Here is a 20,123-nt window from a genome sequence, read left to right on the forward strand (position 1 = left end):
GTTTACAAAAAATAAGGTTTTACTTGATTTGCACTTAATCTATGCTAAATATAAGCTAATCTAAGGGTTATATTATGACTATATTACTGCTTTTTATGTTTTTTTGCATGTCTAGCTTCAGCACGAGCCTTGCGCGCATTTTCGTTGGCTTTAAGGTCACTTTCACGTTTCTCACGGAAATAATTAGCTACCGTAGACAAAATAAGAACAACCAACACAGTAACATTAAACATACCTGGTCCAAAGTTATAAATGTGATAACACATATAGGCAAAGGCAACAACCGTTAACAAATGCTTTAAAAGATTCATTTGACCTCCTATATTAGTTTAATGTTTCTACACCTGTATTAAGTGGGAACCCATCATAAGTTACCCAATCACTAGAGCTACCAACATATAATGCGGACTCCAAGCCGACTTCGCTCATAGTTAACAATGCATTACAAGCTGTAACGCCAGAACCGCAATAGGTTACAACAGGTCGATTTTGATAAATTTCATTATAATACTCAGCCTCTAAGTCTTTTACAGACTTCGGACCATCGACTGTATAGCCACTTTCATAGAAATGATTAACAGCACCAGGAATATGTCCTGTCATGCCATCCATCGTATCTACTTGTGATCCATCGTAACGGAAAGGCGCACGAGCATCGATGATAACATGGTCACCACTTTCACTAGCCTTGAGTACCTCATCACGACTCATAACCATATGCGTTTGCAATTCATAGTTAAAAACAGACGGTTCTGCAGGTAACGGAGTTGGTTCTTTAGTTAGACTATGACCTTCCTTAACCCAACGTTCAACACCACCAGACAATACGCGCACATCCGTTAAGCCCATGTAACGCAACATCCACCAAAGGCGTCCCGCCAAGAAAAGCCAAGAGTCATACACAACAACCTTGGAATCACGAGTGATACCATAAGACTCAAAGGTATGAGCCAAACGCTCCATATCTGGCAATGGATGTCGGCCACCATGCTCGCCCAAAGGACCTGTTAAATCCTTATTTAAATCCACCGCGTAAGAACCTTTAATATGACCTTTTTTATAATCTTGATAGCCTCGAGCATCTAAAATAATGACTTCGTCGAGACAAGCTAACAATTCATTAGGAGTGATAAAATTTGACATAGGTACTCCTTTCATATAATTATATCGAAAAATACAAATCTGATAATATTATTATATACGAGTACAAGAGGATATACAATTTATTTTGGTATAGTGAAAGTTATTTAATACCTTAAGATGTAAAGCAAACACGAAAAGCCCCTATCTAAGATAGGGGCTTAAACGTAATTAAATATTAGGCTTATAGACATTTATATATGGCATCTACCGCATCAATATCAGCAGGAAGCCAATCCACAGAATATAAAGTATCTTTTGATAACCATTTAGCTGCTTCATGTTCTACTAACGTAATATTAGAATCTTTTACTAAGGAACATAAATAGCAATGCATTGTTAAATCAAACTTTTCATAACCAGTATATTCAATAGTAATAATATGCTCTTGAACATTAATATCAGCTTCTAGCTCTTCTTTGATTTCTCTAATAAGAGCTACATCATGAGCTTCACCTGGTTCAATTTTACCACCTGGAAACTCCCATCCATCCTTTAGATCACCATAACCACGTTGCGTTGCTAATACGGTATTGCCCTTTTTTATAATAGCAGCTACAACTTCAATATGTTTTCGTTGTTCACTCATATATATCCTTATCCATTAACAATATAATCATAAATATCATCCCGTACAGGTACTTCAAGCACATATTCTAATTCTACTGCCGCAGTACCATTGGCCATTGAAATTTCTTTAGCATTCTCCTGACCGGTAGAATGAATGGGTCCTAAATAATAAAACTCTTTAGACTCCTCATCATCTTTGTTCTTCCTTACAAATAAATGCATTGCAACACCTAATGCATCAGCATTAAATGCAGTTTGTACATCATCAGAGGTAAAGGTTCGTTTATTCTTAGATATAGCTTTTAGTAATCCTGGATTTTCAAATCTATCCTCATACTTAATAGTATCTTGAATATCATCAGCTTTATGATAGTTGATAAACACAGGATATGTTTTTGTTTCCTTATGAAATTTATATCCTCCAATATTGAGAGGTACTTCATTTTGAGGCCACTCTAATAATTGGCAAACTTGTTCATATGTATATTTTTCATATAAAGCAAATGGTGTATTGCCATAAATATTATCTTTATACCTTTCATTAAACTGCTTGAAACCATATGTAACAAGTTCTTGAACTTGTTCTTTAAAATTATTATCTTCTAAAGCCTGTTTAAAAATTGGAGATATACCATACTTACCATTAGAGAACTCAATAAACTCACTATCTTCAAAAGTCTTTTGTGCTACTTGAACGCCAAATCGATTTGTCATCATATTGATAAGATTAATTCGTCCATATTCAGATAAATCTACATTGTAATTATTATAAAGTTCTTCAGATACATAGTTAATGATATCGTCACGACCATCTAATAATGCCTGTAAAACTATAAGCTCTCGGGCACGCATCCCTACCGTTAATTTTTGAGATATAAAATGCAACATTCGCTCCTGAACAGGCGTAAAGGATATATCATAGTCCTTATCCTTAATCTTTATCAAGAAATGATGATAGGACTTAAATTTACTAAAAATTCTACTTACATCAATGGAGCCATGATCGGCAAAATCAGCAATTTTAGGAATACGCCCCAATTTAAAACGTAAATTAAAATACGCTTCCTTTATTAATTTCATATCTGAAAATCGAGCAGTATCAATAGACTCATAAATACGCTGTTTAGCTATTTTATCAAAGTGCACCGTCGAGGTACCTGGAATAATACGATTACCAGCCTGTACATAACGACGTAAAGTGTCTTTGTTATAACTCCTATCACCAGATAATGCTATAGGAATCATAAAGTTATTGGTATAGTTACCGATAAAATCTAAAATAACAACATATTCCTTGTCTTCAAATTTACGCAAACCACGTCCGAGTTGTTGAATAAAAATGATTGGACTTTCAGTTTGACGTAACATAATAACTTGATTAATCTCAGGGATATCAACACCTTCATTGAATATATCAACCGTAAATATATAGTCAAGTTGCTCATCTATACGACCTTGGTATTCTCCTGTACCAGTTAAACGAGCAATTGCTTTCTCCCTAACTTCTTGACTATCTTCACCAGTTAAACAAATCGTACGATAAGCACCACGTTCGTTAAATGCATCAGATAACTCTTTGGCTTCAATTCTATTAGCACAGAAAACAAGCCCTTTTACACGACTGCCACTATGTCCAAAGTAGCGAATCTTTTCTATAATTTTATCTACTCGCTCCTTTGTAGATAAATTCGAGAAAGATACGTCCATATCGGATATATCTTCTTGAGTATCCACCCATAAGTCACTAATCCCAAAGTAGTGGAATGGGCAGAGTAAATCCTCTTCTAAAGCCTGTTGTAAACGAATTTCGTAAATAATATTGTGGTCAAATAATTCATATAGATCATAACCATCAGTTCGTTCTGGACTTGCAGTCATCCCCAATAAAAACTGTGGTTCAAAGTATTCAATTATGCGTTGATAACTATCTGAACCTGCACGATGTACTTCGTCAATAATAATACAATCAAATTCCTTCGGATCATACTGTTTCATTACATCATCTCGACCCATCATTTGCATGGTTGAAAATACATGTGTTGCATTATAGTGTTTCGCATTTCCTGATACGAGTCCAAACTGAATTGAACTGTCGTTATAAATTCGTTCAAAACTTGCAATCGCTTGCTTTGCAATTTGTTCACGATGGACTAAGAATAAAATTCTTTTAGGCTTCATCTCTCGCATAGCAAAAGCGGCTGCATAAGTTTTACCAGTACCCGTAGCAGATATCAAAAGGCCTCTTCTTGCATTATTAGCTCTTAGCTCATTGAAGTTAGCAATAAACTGTTGTTGCATGCTATTTGCTTCTAAATGAACCAAATCTATAGCTCTAAATTGTTCTGCTACAGTTTTTTGAGAGGCTCGCTCAGGCCGTACCCATCTAGGTTTATACCACGGAATAAACTCTTCATAAGGAATGGCAAACTCGGAATTCCAATATAGATCAAACTCTTCTGTAATTTCCCGGGCATATGTATCACTACAATGCGCTTCAGACCGAGTATTCCATTCACGATTTTTCTTTAATGCATTAATAGTTAAGTTAGAGCTGCCGACAATAATTTGATAAGATTCATCTTTTCTAAAGATATACCCTTTTGTATGAAAGCCATGACCACTACCATTTGTAGTGCAATAGACTTTTAAATCAATATTCTTTAAATTTCCTAAGTCTTCTAAAACTTCTGGACTATTAAAGCCAAGATAGTCTGTCGTTAATATACGACCTCGAACACCACGATCTTCTAATTCCTTAAGAATTGGCTTTAATGTTAGTAAACCTTCTGGTGTTATAAATGCTACAGATATTAAAAACTCAACACAACTGCGTAAGCCATCTTCAATAGCTGATAAAACATTACGACCTTCCCCATTAGCAATAAGTTCTGAAGATGTAGCAAAATTGATTAAACGATTCGATTCTGACATAACGAACTCCCCATATAATTAATACTATACTTGCTATTATACCAGCCGCAGCAGCAGCGTCTAGGGTATATATATTTTTATACCCAAAACCTTATATATTCATTTGATATGCACCCTGTTTCATCTGTAAATCGCAATATATAAATATTAATATATGTTCACATCGAATAATTTCATCAATCCCTTATGATTATTACTGGCATACGTCTTTTTTGTCGCTTAGAGTTGTGATATAATGTAACTAATTACTCTTAGGGGCGTAGTGCGCCCAAATGGATCCAAAAGAGTTAGTGTGTTTGCAAGGAGCGTACGCAGTTGAAAAAGGGGTACATCAAGTTAATAGCGGCCATCGTACTCGGTGCAGCTATTATCGGTGGTGGGATTTATGGAGTGTATACACTTCTGTCATCCAATACAACGACAATTTTATATCGATCAACGGTTGACGATAAGATCAACGCAATTCGTCCTTATATTGTTGCATTAGACACATATAACTCGTACAGCGTAGCTTATGCTAACCAATTACAACCAACTCTTGAAGAGTTGCGTAATAGTTCCCATAACACGACGATTACCTTGCCAAAATATAAGGATCTCAAAACTGCTTTAGAAGCAGCAAAACAAGATAGTTCTACTCCATATGAAGACGTAAACCAAGCAACAAATGACGTACTCGCCGTACTTGATCAAATTATTCCGATTGCAGATCAGTTGCAAGCTTACTATGTAGAACGTCGATTTGAAAAAGATAATTTCAAAGGCAGCGATGAGCTAGCTGCACAATATGTACCATTAGCTGAACAATTCTATGCTACGTATAATGCATTAGATTTAGCTTTAGATAATCGTAACAATGAACTCTACACTGAGCGCATGAACGAGTATCAAGGCGAAAAACGGGAAAATGCGGTTAATTTTATTGAATTAAACCTCATGACAGCACAAACTATCGACCTTATTGATCCAGATGGAAATACGGATACGCAAAAGGTTGAAGCTAACTTACAGCAAATTTCACAACGCATTAACAAATTACAACCTGGTACTACTTCAGAAACACAAAATGCTGTGCGAGAGTATCAAGATGCTGTAAAAGAGTTTGTTGCAGAAGCCCGCAACTATATTATTATTAACTCATCTTATGGCGAAGCCTATACGCAATTATTTATTAAGTATAATAAGATGATTAGCAAAGCCAATGCCATAAATATGGCAGACTTAGATGTAACAGAGAAAAATAAAAAATAAAGATATACAAAAAGAGGACCAAATGGTCCTCTTCTATTTTGTCTATTTAAGTTTAAGGTCTTTTGTAATGATGTAGTATTCAGACGGTGTCATCTTAATACCATCAATCTTCTTATTACCTACGATATTGGTTTTAGGATAGCCTAAGAATAATGCTACAGCGTTATCTAGCATGAGTTGTTGTGCGTTGATAACAGCATTACGGCGTGCCACAGGATCGTTAGCGCTTTCACCAAGGGCTAACAATTCATCAAAACGTGGATCGGAGAAGCCTGAGCCATTAGTTTCAACGCCTGTACCCCAATATTGTTTCAAGAACCATACTGGTTCACCTGTATTAGCAGTTACTACACTAGAGATAATCATGTCATAATCCCCAGATTGAGATAAGGTGTCAATCACAGCATAGTCAACGATTTTAATTTGTAAATCTACACCGATTTTTTTGTAGTCTGCTTGTAATGCTTCTGCATATAATGGCAATTCAGGACGAGATGTATAAGCATAGAAATCGAGTACTAGGTTTTCACCATCTTTATCTACAATGCCGTCGCCATTCGTATCTTCATAGCCTGCACGTTTAAGTAATTCTTTAGCACGTGCTACATTGTATTTATTAGGATCGCGCAATTGGTCAAAGCCATAATCAATGGATGGTGGCAATGGAGCCTTACCCGCTACAAATGTGTCCTTCATGAGATTCTTCGCATAAGACTCACGGTCTGCAGCGGCAATAAGGGCCGCACGCAAATCAGGATTTTGTAGCTTACCTTTTTGCCCCATACGAACAAATACATCACGCAAGGAAGCTACTTCATAGATAGTAAAGTTCTTATCATTTTGGAATATACCGTATTCGCCAGGACCAATGCTAACGGCCATATCTACATCGCCCGCTTGTAATGCCAAGGCACGTGTGTTGGCATCGTTAATAGATGGAATTTCAACCTTAGCAAAGCCTACCTTACCATCCCAGTAATTATCGTTACGTTTGAGTTCTGCACGCTCTTTTGTGAAAGAGGATACTACATATGGACCCGTACCGATAGGACCTTCCTTAGCAATATCACGACCATCAGCCTCTGCGGTGACATCCATAATTAGGAACAATGGATCTCCAAGCAAGTTTGGCAAGTTATAGTATTCCTTGTCAGTCTTAATCGTAAGCTCCTGCCCCTTAGCGGTGATTTCTGTATAGTTAAAGAACGTTTTTGCTCGTTTACTCTTCGCAAAGGTTCTTTCTAGAGATGCTTTTACAGCCTCTGCTGTCAAACTTTTACCATTTGAGAATTTTACTTTATCGTTGATGGTGAAAGTCCAAGTCAGCTTATCATCACTTTGTTTCCAAGAGGATGCTAACCAGGGTTTAGCATTCATGTGATCATCAAATTTTATTAGTGTTTCCCCTACACCATATCGTACAACAGCCCAGCTAAAATAGTTTTCTGTTGGTTCTAATGTACCTGCAAAGCTAATGGCCCCTACCTTTAATACATCATTAGACGGAGCAGCGTTTTGATTCATACAACCAACAGTGCCTAGCACAGTCATACCTAAGGTCATACCAATTAATAAAGCCTTGCGTAAACCTTTCATTTACACACCTAACCTTTCTACATTCATTAACTATTATGTATGCTCAGACACTCACTATGTTGTGCGTTAACATAACCTAGTAATCCTAACTCAATTTTACAACAGTTAATATAGAGAGAATCTATGTATATCACTTCATATGAGCATATTTTGTTATACCCATATGGGTATATTTCATATAGTCAACTATACTATATATTCGGTGTTAACACAATAATTATTTACGAAAGATTTCGATATATCTATTTTAGAACGCTTATATCTATATTTCATAAAAAAATAGCAGTTAGCTTACAAGCTAACTGCTATTGTAATGTACCTACAGGATTTAAAATTCTATATTTTAAATCTATACACTCAAAGTTTAATTTTTAAAATCTATATACGCTTAAATGTATTTCTTATACTATGCTTCTAATGCAGCCTCTTCCATTGTAAGTGGCTTATGATCTTCACCAATTTCAAAGATGGAGCTCAATAGAACCTTTGTATAAGGATGCTTTGCGTCAGCTAAGTGGATTGCATCTAATTCTTCAACGATATCGCCTTTGTACATTACGACCACCTTGTGGCACATAGTACGAATGAACGCAATATCATGAGCGATAAATAGGTATGTTAAGTTTTTCTTTTTTTGTAAACGCGCCAATAGGTACGCAATGGAGTCTTGTACAGATACGTCTAAGGCACTAGTAGCCTCGTCTAGAACAAGAATTTCTGGCTCTAATACGATAGCACGAGCAATGGCCACACGTTGACGTTGACCACCAGACATTTCATGAGGATAGCGATGCATAAACTCGCGAGGTAAATCTACCATTTCAAGATAATCACCAGCAATCTGTTCTTCTTTTCCTTTTTCTAGAAGGCCAAAATTGTATAGTGGCTCAAGAATAATATCCTTTACCTTCATACGCGGATTAAAGGCTGCCGACGGATCTTGGAATACCATTTGAATTTTCTTGCGGTATTCTTTCGTTTGCTCAGAGTTCATATGTTGAATCTCTACACCATCTACATAAATCTCGCCTTCCGTGATAGGAAGCATCTTCATGATCATACGAACCAAAGTCGTTTTACCAGAACCAGATTCCCCTACAATCCCAAGGGACTGGCCTTTTTCTAAGGTGATATTAATATTCTTACACGCTTCGAGCTCACCACCAGTGGGAAGTGGGAATCGTTTATACACATTTTTAATTTCTACTGCGTATTTAGTCAATGTAACGACCTCCTCCCAATGTTGGTACCGCATCTTTTAATTGCTTCGTATATTCATTAGATGGATTTTCCAAAATGTCTTGTGGGGTACCTGCATCTACAACACGGCCTTTTTTCATAACAATGATATAGTCGGACATGTAGGCTGCTACACCAAGGTTATGCGTTACCATAACAATTGCAGAATTATGTTCTTTAGCAAGTTCAAGCATTTGCATAACTACTTGAGACTGCGTCGTTACATCTAGTGCCGACGTCGGTTCATCACCAATGAGTAATGCCGGGTCTAAGGCTAATGCCATGGCAATGCCCACACGTTGTCGCTGACCACCGGATAGCTCATGAGGATAACGGCGCAATATATCAGCACCATTAGGCAAGGATACAGCTTCTAGTAAGGCAATAGCACGGCGATCACATTCGTCATTATCGATTTCAATATGAGCCTTAAATAGTTCTCTAAATTGTTTACCAATGCGAACGATTGGATCCAGTGCACTACCACTATCTTGGAAAATCATGGCCATATCTTTACCACGTATAGCTCTCCACTCTGACTTAGATAGGGTGCGAAGGTCTTGACCATTAAAGATCATTGTACCATCTGTGACCTCACCACCTACAGGTAATAAACCCATGAGGGCCCGGATCACGGTAGTTTTACCGGATCCAGACTCACCTACGATGGTTAATACCTTGCCGCGTTCCAAGGTAAAATTCACATCCATAACAGCAGGCACACCTTGGTACGCGATGTTAAGGTTCTCTACAGTTAGTATGTTTTCTGCCATTATAGCTCCTTATTATTTTGTAATTTTATTAGTAATCCAGTAGTAGTCACTTGGGTACATTACAGCACCTTTCAAGTAAGAACCAGTAACGATATTAGTTTTAGGGTAACCTAAGAACAATGCAGCACCATCATTCATCAATATTTGTTGAATTTGAATTGCATATTCACGACGTTTTGCAGGATCGAATTCAGTTTCAGCTGCGTCGAGTAATTGGTCAACTTGTGGGTTGGAGTAACCAGAACCGTTTTGAGGGTTGGAACCATCCACATTAGTATGCCAGTAGTTAGCTAAGAACCAGATTGGATCGCCTGTATTAGCAGTTACGATGTTGGAGATAAGCATATCATAGTCGCCATCTTGACCCATTTTATCAATCAAGTTATAGTCAACTGTTTTGATTTTCATGTCGATGCCCACTTTTTTGAGGTCAGCTTGTACTGCTTCTGCATAAAGTGGCAATTCTGCACGAGAGTTATATACTACGAAGTCAAATGTTAATGGTTTACCATCTTTATCTAGGATGCCGTCACCATCAGTATCTTTCCAACCATCTTCAGCTAACAATTGTTTAGAGCGTTCAGGATTATACGCATTAGGATCTTTCAAGTCCTTGAAACCGTAGTCCATGGATGGCGGAATTGGAGCAGAACCAGGAATAAATGTACCTTTTAACAATACATCGGCATAGCTCTTACGGTCTGCTGCAGAAATAACAGCAGCGCGAACCTTGTCGTCACCAAGAATACCTTTTTGGTTAATACGAGCCAACACTACACGAAGAGATGCAATTTCATCTACTTTAAATTTATTGTTGCCTTGGAATAAACCAATTTCACCAGGACCGATGTTAACGGCCATATCTACGTCGCCAGATTGCAAGCTCAATGCACGCGTATTAGGATCATCGATGGAAGGAATCTCAACAGTTTTGAATGGTACTGCACCATCCCAGTATTTTTCGTTCGCTGCCATTTCAGCACGTTCTTTAGTGAAGGATTTAACTACATATGGGCCTGTACCGATAGGGCCTTCTTTAGCGAAGTTACGACCATCTTTTTCAGATTGTACGTCAACGATGAGGAACAGTGGATCCGCCAAAAGACCTGGCATATTAGGATATTCTTTTGTTGTATGAATAACTAATTGTTGACCATTAGCTTCCATAGAGTCATATTCGAAGAATGTTTTCGCACGGTTAGACTTTTCAAATGCACGTTCAATAGATGCTTTTACTGCAGCTGCATCTACTTTTTTACCATTAGAGAATGTTACTTTATCGTTAATTGTGAAAGTCCACGTTTTATGGTCTGGGGATACTTCCCATTTAGATGCGATCCAAGGTTGCGGTTTCATTTGCTCGTCGAATTTAGCCAATGTTTCGCCTACACCATAGCGCATTACAACCCAAGCGAAGAAGTTTTCCGTAGGTTCTAAAGTAGAAGCGAAGTTAGTTACGCCTACTTTCAATACGTCTTTATTTGCAGAGCCGTTGTTATCGGAGCCACAACCTGCGATGAAGGAACCCATCATTACAATGCTAAGACCTGCTAAGAGGGCTTTTTTCCAAGATTTTTTCATGTAAAATCTCCTTGTACCACTACATACAAAACATAAAAACATTTAACATCATGACTATGACAATCCTACATAATCAGTGATGGAAAAAACATACATTATAATCTATCCACCTAGACACTTTCATAAAAGACAGTTCTAGAAAATGAATACATCTCATAGATTACCCTTGGTTCTTCGGATCCACTACGTCACGCAAGGAATCAGACCAAAGGTTAAAGATCGCTACTACGATAAGGATAGATATACCAGGGAATGCCATGAGCCAAGGACTCGTCTGCAAGTACTGGCGACCTTCATTGAGCATAAGGCCCCATTCTGGTGTTGGCGGCTGAGCACCAAAACCTAGGAAGGATAGACCTGCTACTTCGATCATGATGGCCCCAATATCTAAAGCGCCTGTGGTAATAACGAGAGGCATGATATTAGGAATAATATGACGTCTAAGAATTGTAGATGTATTAGCACCCATCATGACAGCTGCCGTTACATACTCCTCACCACGCACCTTAAGTGTCATAGAACGTACAATACGAGCATATTTTGCCCAACCAACAACGGACAAGGCTAAAATCGTATTCACAATACTACCACCCAAAATACCAGCAATAGCAATGGCCAATACGATACCAGGGAAGGATAGCATAATGTCAGTGATACGCATGAGTACCATTTCAACTTTACCGCCAAAATAGCCTGCTGCTGCACCAATGATAGTGCCTACGCTAACCATAATGACAACAATGGTAACACCCATGAACAAGGATAATTGAGTACCATAAATGATGCGAGACAATACATCACGACCAAGCTTATCTGTACCAAACCAATGTTGACTACTTGGCGCTTGTAATGCTTGACTCAGATTTGAGGAAAAAGCATCACCCGGAGCAAGCCATGGTGCAAATATAGCTATAAGAACTACAACAATCATTAAGGTGCTATAGAAAGAGAACAATTTATGTTTTTGAATGAATTCTGCCATTATGCTCTCTCCCTTTTCAGTCTAGGGTCTAATAGTACATATGACGCATCAATTAATGCATTGATGCACATATAGGCTAAAGCAACCCACAATACAAAGCCTTCGATCAAGGGATAGTCGCGCATGGTAATAGCGTAAACTGCCATGTTCCCTAGGCCAGGCCAAGAGAATACCATTTCTACAACTGCTACACCACCTAATAGCCAGCCCATGACAACACCAAGAATAGTGATGAGCGGCAAGACGGCATTTGGCAAAATATGACCAAATAAAATCTTCATCTCACTGACACCACGAGCACGAGCACCGATAACGTAATCCTTTTCCATTTCTTCAAGGATAACGAGTCGGACTTGGCGCATATACTTAGAACCAATTACGACAGCTAATGTAGCAGCTGGCAAAATTACACCTATTGGCGTTATACGAGATGTAGCAATTGGTACAAGACCTAGTTTAAGACCGAAGATATAAATAAGTACAAGACCTAACCAAAATGATGGCATAGATACGCCTACAAAGGATAAAGATCTCAACACATAGTCTACCCATTTATTACGATTTACGGCGCTTATAATCCCTGCTGGCAATGCATAAAGCAGAGTAAATACTAAAGCAGTACCTGCTAACATTACTGTCCCCGGTAAAGCCTCCAACATACGATCTACTACTGGCTTTTTAGCAGAGTAACTCATCCCTAAATCACCTTGTGCAGCATTCACAACCCAGTTTGCATATTGCACTATAAACGGTTTATCTAACCCAAGCTGAGCTCGAGTCTCATCGATGAGCTCCTGAGACACGATAGTGTCTGCCGTTTCTAGTAGCATCGTTACTGGATCGCCTGGTGCTAAATAGGTGAGACAAAATGTCAAAAATGTAATGCCAAACAAGGTCACAAGAAATTGCCCCAACTGTTTGACAAAGCGTTTGCCCATAGGCGCCTCCTAAACTCTCTAAACACTAACAACAAATCAAACGAACAACTAATGTTACCCTCTGCTTAACGCAGCAGTAATACGTCAAAACAAAGGAAAATAAGTCACCTGAGAAACTCAAAAAGGTTAGTCGCCTGACTAACCTAAATTAAGCACAGTATATGCTACCATGCATTTAGAGCAGGCTTTCTGACTCAGATTCATCGCAACATTTCGGCCTTCCCAGTTTCCCAGTGACCCTATAATGAAATCTTGCTCCTCATTACAGCTATTTGCATAGTATGGGATTTACACCCATTTTCCTCTTTTACGCTCGGTGAATACCGACACTCATTAGTTCATTCATTTTTATCGATTATAAATATACTATATTAATATCCTATTTACAATACGCATACCCCTTATGGGTATACGTACATCGTAGATTTTCAATATAATTTTTATACTAATAAAAATTATCGATTACTGATTAAGTCTCTATTTATGTATAAACCTATACAAATCACTTTATATATGTGACTTTTTACCGTATTAACTGTATGCAACTGTATATATATTAATTATTATTATAACGGTAATTTTCTCATGAATTTTTTTTATACATACCGAAAAAACTTTTAATCACTTTAGCAACTATCAATTATTTATAATTAATAAAACCATAATTAATAAGTTTGATTAATATACCAAAAAGAGGCTGTTACTTAGTAACAGCCTCTAATAAGACGAGAGATATTCAGTTAATCGATACTTTGTTGTAAGCGGTGCGCTCTGCGTGTATCCCACGCTTTACGCAAAACATAGATCACGAAACCGATGCTTACCGCTACTGCACTACCTACCATAGCATCAAATCCACATGCGTAGATTGCATATAAACAGTAGATAACGCCTGCGCCGAACAGGTAGTTGGAACGTTTAATGCGGCTTTCAGCTACACCAGCCATACGCATCATTGTAGGTACTGCCAAGATGCACAATACATACGGTACTACGTTAGTTACAACCGCTAAGTTTACTAAGATTTCAAATTGCTCACGCAAGGAGTCGCTTGCAGTGAACAAAGTAAGTAATGTTTCAACAGCGAGTAAAATGAATACGCCACGAACAGGAGCGTCTTTGCTATTTACACGAGCGAATACTTTAGGGAAGTAACCGTGTTCCGCTGCGCTTTTGAATACGCGAGACAATGTGAATTGCCAGCAAAGTAAAGCGCCAAAGCAAGAAATAACCATAGCAGCCATAACGATGTTTGCAATTGTATCATTGAACATGTATACGAATGTCAAACCGAATGGTGCGTTAGAATTTAATAAGTCAACGTTAGGAACGATACCGGCCATAACGTTTGTGGACAAGATGTAAACCACCGCCACTGCTAATGTACCTGCTACAGTTGCAATAGGTACGTTTTTCTTTGGATTCTCAACAGCATCAGCATTAGCCGCTGCGGACTCAAACCCTAGGAAGCCCCATAATGTTAGGGAAATAGATTGTTTTACCGCATCATAAAGCGGAAGATCATTTGGGTTCCATGCCGCCCAATAGATAGACGGATCAAACCAATACCAGCCGATTGTACCGATTAAAAGAACCGGAACAATAGAGCCCCAAATAGTCATGTTGCTGAGTCGACCTGTGAAGCGATTGCCTCGGAAGTTCAAAATCGCTGCAAACCACAAGAGCACAATTGTTACTTGGCTTGTTTGTGTTGCATTAAGGTCAACACCAAAGAAAGCTGCGCCATAACCTACGGCAGAAACCGCGATGGCGATATTAGCAATGATGAGAGATATGCTGTAAGCATAGCTCGCCATAAAATGTCCAGTTTTACCGAAGCGGTGTTCTGCATAACCGCCCATGCCCCCTTTATTTTGGGAGAACATACCCGCTTGAGCAAAAATATACGCTAGTAAAAGCGCACCCACAGCTGTCACGAGCCAAGATAAAACTGAAATAGTACCAACTTGAGCCAAATTAGTTGGTAACATAATGATCCCAGCTCCTAGCATATTGGCTGCTACCATTGTGGTTAGCTGGAATACAGACATTTTTTTAGCGGTCGTTTTCATGTATCAATCCCCTTTCATAAGGTGAATTTTTTCTCGTCCATAATTCACTTAAATATAATATACCGCTAAGTAAATCCAGTTCGTGCTGTGATGGGCTTGAATGTGGATTTACCGTTGTTATTCTTATTACGAATTACATAATAACACCTATGAAACCAAAATGAAAGTACTTTATTGGCGGACAAGCCATATTACACGAATTGAATAAATTATAGGTAATTTATTATCTAAAACGAACAGAACCCATTTTAACAATGACAGTGTATATTTTTACCCTATTTTATTCTGTGTATATATGTAATTTTTCCTATCTATCACGGTTATAGTGTCCTAGTACAAGACTATTATTTTCTCGTAGTCTACTGTATACGTACACAATTTTATACTTTTTTAATAGTACATTATCAATTAGAAACGCCTTTTTATAGGTATTATCTGACTTTTAAACGAAAAAAATCGATATACACATGAGCTTTGAGCTCTATATAGAGCTTCTAAAACAGACTTATATGTATATCGATCTTAAGTTTTCAATAGAAAGTTAAAATGTAAAACACTTATTCTTGTGCAGATTCAACAATAGCTTTCCATTCTGCAATTTGTTTTTCTTCTCCGGCGATAACAGCTTTACCATTATTACGTTGTCTTTCCACACATTCTGGAGCAGTACCAGAGTAGTTGTTACGACCTGCTACGCAAGCTTCGATAGAAATAGCATCACGGATATCTGCATCAAAATGATGTGAGATGGCTTTGAAGTCCTCAACGGATAAATCAAGCAATACGCAACCTTTTTCAATACAATGATGTACAGCATTACCTACGATTTCGTGAGCTTCACGGAATGGAACGCCTTTTTTCGCAAGGTAATCGGCCATATCTGTAGCATTAGAGAAGTCATCATCGAGGACAGCTTTCATATGCGCCCCATTGACCTTCATACCGCGAATCATTGCCGCATTGATGGACAAGGCAAAATGTACTGTATCAATAGCATCGAAGATGCCCTCTTTATCCTCTTGCATATCTTTGTTATAGGTAAGCGGCAACCCTTTTAAGGTAGTTAAAAGACCTAGTAAGTGACCATAGGTGCGACCAGTTTTACCACGAACAAGTTCACATACGTCAGGATTTTTCTTTTGTGGCATAATGCTAGAGCCTGTGCAATGAGCATCATCAAGTTCAATAAAATTAAACTCATTGGTAGACCACAAAATCAATTCTTCGCTAAGACGGCTCAAATGCATCATCACAAGAGACGCAAAGGACAAGAATTCAACTACATAATCACGGTCGGATACAGCATCCATACTATTTTCGTAAATACGAGAGAAGCCCAATAGCTTTTGTGTATAGGTTTGATCAATACCGTATGTAGAACCTGCTAAGGCCCCTGCACCAAGTGGCATGATGTCTGCGTGTTTGAAGACCATCAACAAACGGTCAAAGTCGCGTTCTAGCATAGAGAAGTATGCCATCATATGATGACCAAATAATACAGGTTGTGCCCGTTGTAAATGCGTATAACCAGGCATGATAACATCACTGTTTTTTTCAGCCGTTTCGATGAGCGCTTTTTGCATATCTACGATAAGCTCGCCCATTTCTACAACAGCTTTACGCACGTACATGTGCAAATCTACTGCACATTGGTCATTACGGCTACGGCCGGTATGTAAGCGGCCACCTGCTTCGCCAATATCATCTGTTAGGCGCTTTTCAATATTCATATGAATATCTTCAAGAGCTACGGAGAATGGGAAGTCCCCTTTATCGATTTGGCCTTTTATCTTTGTTAAGCCCTCAACAATAGCGTCCCGATCTGCGTCGGAGATAATATTTTGTTTTGCCAGCATTGTAGCATGTGCTTTACTGCCTGCAATATCTTCGGCGTACATCCGCGCATCAAAAGCGATAGAGGATGTAAAATCCTCTACCGCTTTATCAGTGCCTTTTGTGAAACGCCCGCCCCACAATTTAGCCATTATTTACCTGCCTTTTCTTTCATCAATGCATTAATTTTGAGAGGTAAACCGAACAAGTTGATGAAACCAGCCGCATCAGCTTGGTTGTATACATCATCTTCTTCGAATGTTACGAAATCTTCGCTGTACAAGGAGTATGGAGATGTAGCACCAGCAGAAATGATGTTGCCTTTGTACAATTTAAGTTTTACATCGCCAGTTACAGTTTTTTGAGTTTCATCAACGAACGCTTGCAAAGCATACATCAATGGTGCAAACCACATGCCATCGTATACGAGTTCAGCATATTTGTTAGCAATGAGTTCTTTATAGTGGTATGTAGCTCTGTCTAGGCAAAGATATTCAAGTTCTCTGTGAGCATACATGATGATGGAACCACCTGGGTTTTCGTAAACGCCACGGGATTTCATGCCTACTAATCTATTTTCAACGATATCTACAACGCCTACGCCATAGTGTGCGCCAATTTCGTTGAGTTTTTCTAACAATTGTAATGGAGTACCTTCTTGGCCATCTACCGCTACAGGTACGCCATCTTTGAAGGATACAGTTACATAACCAGCTTCATCTGGAGCTTGCTCAGGAGTATGTGTTACCAAGTACACATCATCTTTAGGAGCATTTGCTGGGTTTTCAAGATCGCCGCCTTCATGGGACAAATGCCATACGTTTTGGTCCATGGAGTACGGATGTTTTTTAGTCGCTACTACTGGAATGTCGTGCTTAGCAGCATATTCCATGCAGTCAGTTCTAGATTTCAAATCCCACTCTCTCCAAGGAGCGATAATTTTCATATTAGGAGCCAATGCTTTAATAGCCAACTCAAAACGAACTTGGTCATTACCTTTACCAGTCGCACCGTGAGCGATAGCATCAGCACCTTCTTTTTCGGCAATATCTACGAGGATTTTACCAATCAAAGGTCTTGCGAAGGATGTACCTAATAAATATTTACCTTCGTAAACGGCACCCGCTTTTACTGTAGGCCACACATAGTCTTTTACGAACTCTTCTTTAGCATCTACAATGTACGCTTTAGATGCACCAGATTTGATCGCTTTTTTCTCAACTGCATCATAATCCTCAGGTTGGCCCAAGTCTACGCATACGGCGATAACTTCAGAACCATAATTTTCTTTTAACCAAGGAATAATAACGGATGTGTCCAAACCGCCAGAATATGCGAGTACTACTTTATTTGCTTTACCCATGATAACACCTCATAAAAAACTTACACTCTATTTAGACTCATATAATCTATATTATATCAGACCATTGTGAAAGCACCGTGGTTGTATCTGCTACCAACGGTCACCTTCTCCTTCTGACAAAAAATAGTATACACCTGTATAATTATAAATGCAAGCATAATTTTTATTCATTTTGATAATATATTTCGGAACGTAACTATCCGGATATAAAATAAGCTATACTATGTATTCGCCTACACAATATAGCTTATTTAGGTATGTTATTTAGGTATGTATTAGTTATATATTATTAAATACTTTAATTATATACCAAGTTTATATTACATTACTCTTCCACAAGCCCTAATTCTTGTTGGTATGCATAGTCTGCCTCAGCTTGTGTAATCATGCCTTGGTCTACCATTTGTTCTAGGACAAGTTTTTGTCGCGCCTTTGCCCCTTTATAGTTCGTATACGGATCCAAGTAGGATGGCGCATTAGGTAATGCTGCGAGGAGTGCACTTTGGGCCAAGGTCAATCGACTCGGACTTGTTCCAAAATAGCCATGGGATGCCTCATAGATCCCGTAGTAGCCATGACCATAATATACAGTATTCAAATACATCGTTAGGATTTCTTCTTTTGAGTAATAATGTTCCATTTCACTAGCGAGAATGGCCTCTTCCACTTTACGACTCATAATTCGTTTGGATGAAAGGAAGAGATTTTTCACGAGTTGTTGTGTAATGGTACTGCCACCTTCGACGGTTTCCCCAGCGATAGTATTCGTATAAAAGGCACGTATGATGCCGAGCACATCAATGGCGCCATGGTTATAATATCGCTTGTCCTCAATGGCAACAAGGGCATTTTTAGTATATTCAGGAATCACGTCACCCTTAACCCAGTGATCTTTTTTAATACGTTGATTCAGTGCTATTTCTACCTTTTCCTTAAAGGTAAATAGGCGGATAATCCGGTCCGTACGGCTAAGCGTATCTTCACTTTCTTCTATTCGTTTTTCAACAGTTGTATGAGCGTTACTTTCACGATCTGAACCTTGATAACTATGGTATCCATCGTATATAAACATAGCCAATATGATGACTACCACAAACACCAGTAAGTTTCGAAGGTAATGAAATACTTTCATTGCTTTCACCTATTTCATAAAGGCCTGTAGCTAAACGCATATAATATAGAGATAATTATGCAACAATAGATCTACAGCGCCTAATACATATACAAACACAATGTGTATTAAAAGTATTGTATCACATCAATCAAGAAGAAGATATGAGTCATACTAGGTTTTATGGATGCCCATCGTGCAAAATATATTTGATAATTTAGATACTGTATGTAAAAGCCTACCTAAAAATATACGTTCCATACAATCATAAATCTATATATGTAGATTTAATGCATATTAGGTTTACTTATTAAGTTGTATTACAGTCTTTAGATAGAGTATAATTAATGAGATGATAAAAAACATGCCCATTGGAGGAGTAATATGAAACAGTGTATGGATTCAGAAAATCTGCATCGCCGATTGCGTAAAATCTTAGGTCAAGTGCAAGCTATTGATCGAATGATTGAAGAAGACATTCCTTGCGAAGATGTGTTGAGCCAAATTAATGCAGCTAAGTCTGCACTACACAAGGTGGGACAAGTAGTTCTTGAAGGTCACATCAACCACTGCGTACGTGATGGTATCGAGCATGGCGACGTAGACAAAACTATTAGCGACTTTACAAAAGCTGTAGAACGTTTTGCTAATATGGGAAAATAGAGAAGAGGCTAAATCGCCTCTTCTTTGGCTTATAGGACAAAAAGTGTGTGTAAAAACCCTTATAACACTAGATATTTACT

16 protein-coding genes and 1 riboswitch are annotated in these 20,123 nt (G+C 38.3%); of the genes, 2 read left to right on the forward strand and 14 right to left on the reverse strand.

Annotation, left to right across the window (positions count from 1 at the left end; translation table 11 throughout):
* Positions 1-83: 83 nt before the first annotated feature.
* The 4 genes from RYM16_RS04145 to RYM16_RS04160 all read right to left on the reverse strand — a co-directional run bounded on the left by RYM16_RS04145 (position 84) and on the right by RYM16_RS04160 (position 4,641).
* Complete coding sequence (locus RYM16_RS04145) at positions 84-311, reverse strand: hypothetical protein (protein ID WP_009352277.1); 228 nt, start codon at positions 309-311, stop codon at positions 84-86.
* A gap of 13 nt (positions 312-324) precedes the next feature.
* Positions 325-1,143: a sulfurtransferase gene (locus RYM16_RS04150; RefSeq protein ID WP_314982485.1), complete on the reverse strand. Its 819-nt coding sequence runs from the start codon at positions 1,141-1,143 to the stop codon at positions 325-327.
* Positions 1,144-1,324: 181 nt separating this feature from the next.
* Entirely contained in the window at positions 1,325-1,729 is a 405-nt protein-coding gene (locus RYM16_RS04155; RefSeq protein ID WP_314982487.1) for a (deoxy)nucleoside triphosphate pyrophosphohydrolase, read from the reverse strand.
* Positions 1,730-1,737: 8 nt separating this feature from the next.
* Entirely contained in the window at positions 1,738-4,641 is a 2,904-nt protein-coding gene (locus tag RYM16_RS04160; protein ID WP_314982489.1) for a DEAD/DEAH box helicase, read from the reverse strand.
* Positions 4,642-4,956: 315 nt separating this feature from the next.
* Between RYM16_RS04160 and RYM16_RS04165 the strand changes: the two genes are divergently transcribed.
* Positions 4,957-5,892, forward strand: a complete 936-nt coding sequence (locus RYM16_RS04165) for a YiiG family protein (protein WP_265137815.1) — start codon at positions 4,957-4,959, stop codon at positions 5,890-5,892.
* A gap of 42 nt (positions 5,893-5,934) precedes the next feature.
* Here RYM16_RS04165 and RYM16_RS04170 read toward each other — a convergent pair whose 3' ends face one another.
* From RYM16_RS04170 to RYM16_RS04215, 10 genes are all read right to left on the reverse strand, one after another.
* Positions 5,935-7,488 (reverse strand): ABC transporter substrate-binding protein, encoded by a 1,554-nt coding sequence (locus tag RYM16_RS04170; protein WP_314982491.1) that lies wholly within the window; start codon positions 7,486-7,488, stop codon positions 5,935-5,937.
* Between the two features lie 406 nt (positions 7,489-7,894).
* Positions 7,895-8,710 carry a dipeptide/oligopeptide/nickel ABC transporter ATP-binding protein gene (locus RYM16_RS04175; RefSeq protein WP_314982493.1) on the reverse strand — a complete coding sequence of 272 codons (816 nt, stop codon included), beginning with the start codon at positions 8,708-8,710 and terminating at the stop codon, positions 7,895-7,897.
* Positions 8,703-9,500: an ABC transporter ATP-binding protein gene (locus tag RYM16_RS04180; RefSeq protein WP_314982495.1), complete on the reverse strand. Its 798-nt coding sequence runs from the start codon at positions 9,498-9,500 to the stop codon at positions 8,703-8,705. The genes RYM16_RS04175 and RYM16_RS04180 overlap by 8 nt, the downstream gene beginning before the upstream one ends.
* A gap of 12 nt (positions 9,501-9,512) precedes the next feature.
* Positions 9,513-11,081 carry an ABC transporter substrate-binding protein gene (locus RYM16_RS04185; protein WP_314982497.1) on the reverse strand — a complete coding sequence of 523 codons (1,569 nt, stop codon included), beginning with the start codon at positions 11,079-11,081 and terminating at the stop codon, positions 9,513-9,515.
* A 160-nt stretch (positions 11,082-11,241) separates the two neighbouring features.
* Positions 11,242-12,063 (reverse strand): nickel transporter permease, encoded by an 822-nt coding sequence (gene nikC / locus RYM16_RS04190; RefSeq protein ID WP_288992300.1) that lies wholly within the window; start codon positions 12,061-12,063, stop codon positions 11,242-11,244.
* On the reverse strand, positions 12,063-13,001 hold the full coding sequence (nikB, locus tag RYM16_RS04195; protein ID WP_314982499.1) for a nickel ABC transporter permease: 939 nt from the start codon (positions 12,999-13,001) through the stop codon (positions 12,063-12,065). The genes nikC and nikB overlap by 1 nt, the downstream gene beginning before the upstream one ends.
* A gap of 161 nt (positions 13,002-13,162) precedes the next feature.
* Positions 13,163-13,350, reverse strand: a riboswitch (cobalamin riboswitch).
* A 391-nt stretch (positions 13,351-13,741) separates the two neighbouring features.
* Positions 13,742-15,073 carry a putrescine-ornithine antiporter gene (gene potE / locus RYM16_RS04200; protein WP_274204167.1) on the reverse strand — a complete coding sequence of 444 codons (1,332 nt, stop codon included), beginning with the start codon at positions 15,071-15,073 and terminating at the stop codon, positions 13,742-13,744.
* A 557-nt stretch (positions 15,074-15,630) separates the two neighbouring features.
* Positions 15,631-17,058 carry an argininosuccinate lyase gene (gene argH / locus RYM16_RS04205; protein ID WP_314982501.1) on the reverse strand — a complete coding sequence of 476 codons (1,428 nt, stop codon included), beginning with the start codon at positions 17,056-17,058 and terminating at the stop codon, positions 15,631-15,633.
* Positions 17,058-18,269 (reverse strand): argininosuccinate synthase, encoded by a 1,212-nt coding sequence (locus tag RYM16_RS04210; protein ID WP_009352478.1) that lies wholly within the window; start codon positions 18,267-18,269, stop codon positions 17,058-17,060. Before RYM16_RS04210 ends, argH begins: the two co-directional genes overlap by 1 nt.
* Positions 18,270-18,594: 325 nt before the next feature.
* Positions 18,595-19,401 (reverse strand): biosynthetic peptidoglycan transglycosylase, encoded by an 807-nt coding sequence (locus RYM16_RS04215; RefSeq protein ID WP_105098077.1) that lies wholly within the window; start codon positions 19,399-19,401, stop codon positions 18,595-18,597.
* Positions 19,402-19,764: 363 nt separating this feature from the next.
* Between RYM16_RS04215 and RYM16_RS04220 the strand changes: the two genes are divergently transcribed.
* Positions 19,765-20,043, forward strand: a complete 279-nt coding sequence (locus tag RYM16_RS04220; protein WP_009352282.1) for a metal-sensing transcriptional repressor — start codon at positions 19,765-19,767, stop codon at positions 20,041-20,043.
* Positions 20,044-20,123: the final 80 nt, after the last annotated feature.

The sequence above is a fragment of the uncultured Veillonella sp. genome (assembly GCF_963524655.1).
Taxonomy (GTDB): Bacteria; Bacillota; Negativicutes; order Veillonellales; family Veillonellaceae; genus Veillonella.

Excerpts from the sequence above, each read along its gene's own strand:
- RYM16_RS04145 (WP_009352277.1), bottom strand. The coding sequence starts at position 311 with ATGAATCTTTTAAAGCATTTGTTAACGGTTGTTGCCTTTGCCTATATG.
- argH (WP_314982501.1), bottom strand. The coding sequence starts at position 17,058 with ATGGCTAAATTGTGGGGCGGGCGTTTCACAAAAGGCACTGATAAAGCG.
- RYM16_RS04210 (WP_009352478.1), bottom strand. The coding sequence starts at position 18,269 with ATGGGTAAAGCAAATAAAGTAGTACTCGCATATTCTGGCGGTTTGGAC.
- RYM16_RS04160 (WP_314982489.1), bottom strand. The coding sequence starts at position 4,641 with ATGTCAGAATCGAATCGTTTAATCAATTTTGCTACATCTTCAGAACTT.
- nikC (WP_288992300.1), bottom strand. The coding sequence starts at position 12,063 with ATGGCAGAATTCATTCAAAAACATAAATTGTTCTCTTTCTATAGCACC.
- RYM16_RS04180 (WP_314982495.1), bottom strand. The coding sequence starts at position 9,500 with ATGGCAGAAAACATACTAACTGTAGAGAACCTTAACATCGCGTACCAA.
- RYM16_RS04220 (WP_009352282.1), top strand. The coding sequence starts at position 19,765 with ATGAAACAGTGTATGGATTCAGAAAATCTGCATCGCCGATTGCGTAAA.
- RYM16_RS04170 (WP_314982491.1), bottom strand. The coding sequence starts at position 7,488 with ATGAAAGGTTTACGCAAGGCTTTATTAATTGGTATGACCTTAGGTATG.
- RYM16_RS04215 (WP_105098077.1), bottom strand. The coding sequence starts at position 19,401 with ATGAAAGTATTTCATTACCTTCGAAACTTACTGGTGTTTGTGGTAGTC.
- RYM16_RS04185 (WP_314982497.1), bottom strand. The coding sequence starts at position 11,081 with ATGAAAAAATCTTGGAAAAAAGCCCTCTTAGCAGGTCTTAGCATTGTA.
- RYM16_RS04150 (WP_314982485.1), bottom strand. The coding sequence starts at position 1,143 with ATGTCAAATTTTATCACTCCTAATGAATTGTTAGCTTGTCTCGACGAA.
- potE (WP_274204167.1), bottom strand. The coding sequence starts at position 15,073 with ATGAAAACGACCGCTAAAAAAATGTCTGTATTCCAGCTAACCACAATG.
- nikB (WP_314982499.1), bottom strand. The coding sequence starts at position 13,001 with ATGGGCAAACGCTTTGTCAAACAGTTGGGGCAATTTCTTGTGACCTTG.
- RYM16_RS04155 (WP_314982487.1), bottom strand. The coding sequence starts at position 1,729 with ATGAGTGAACAACGAAAACATATTGAAGTTGTAGCTGCTATTATAAAA.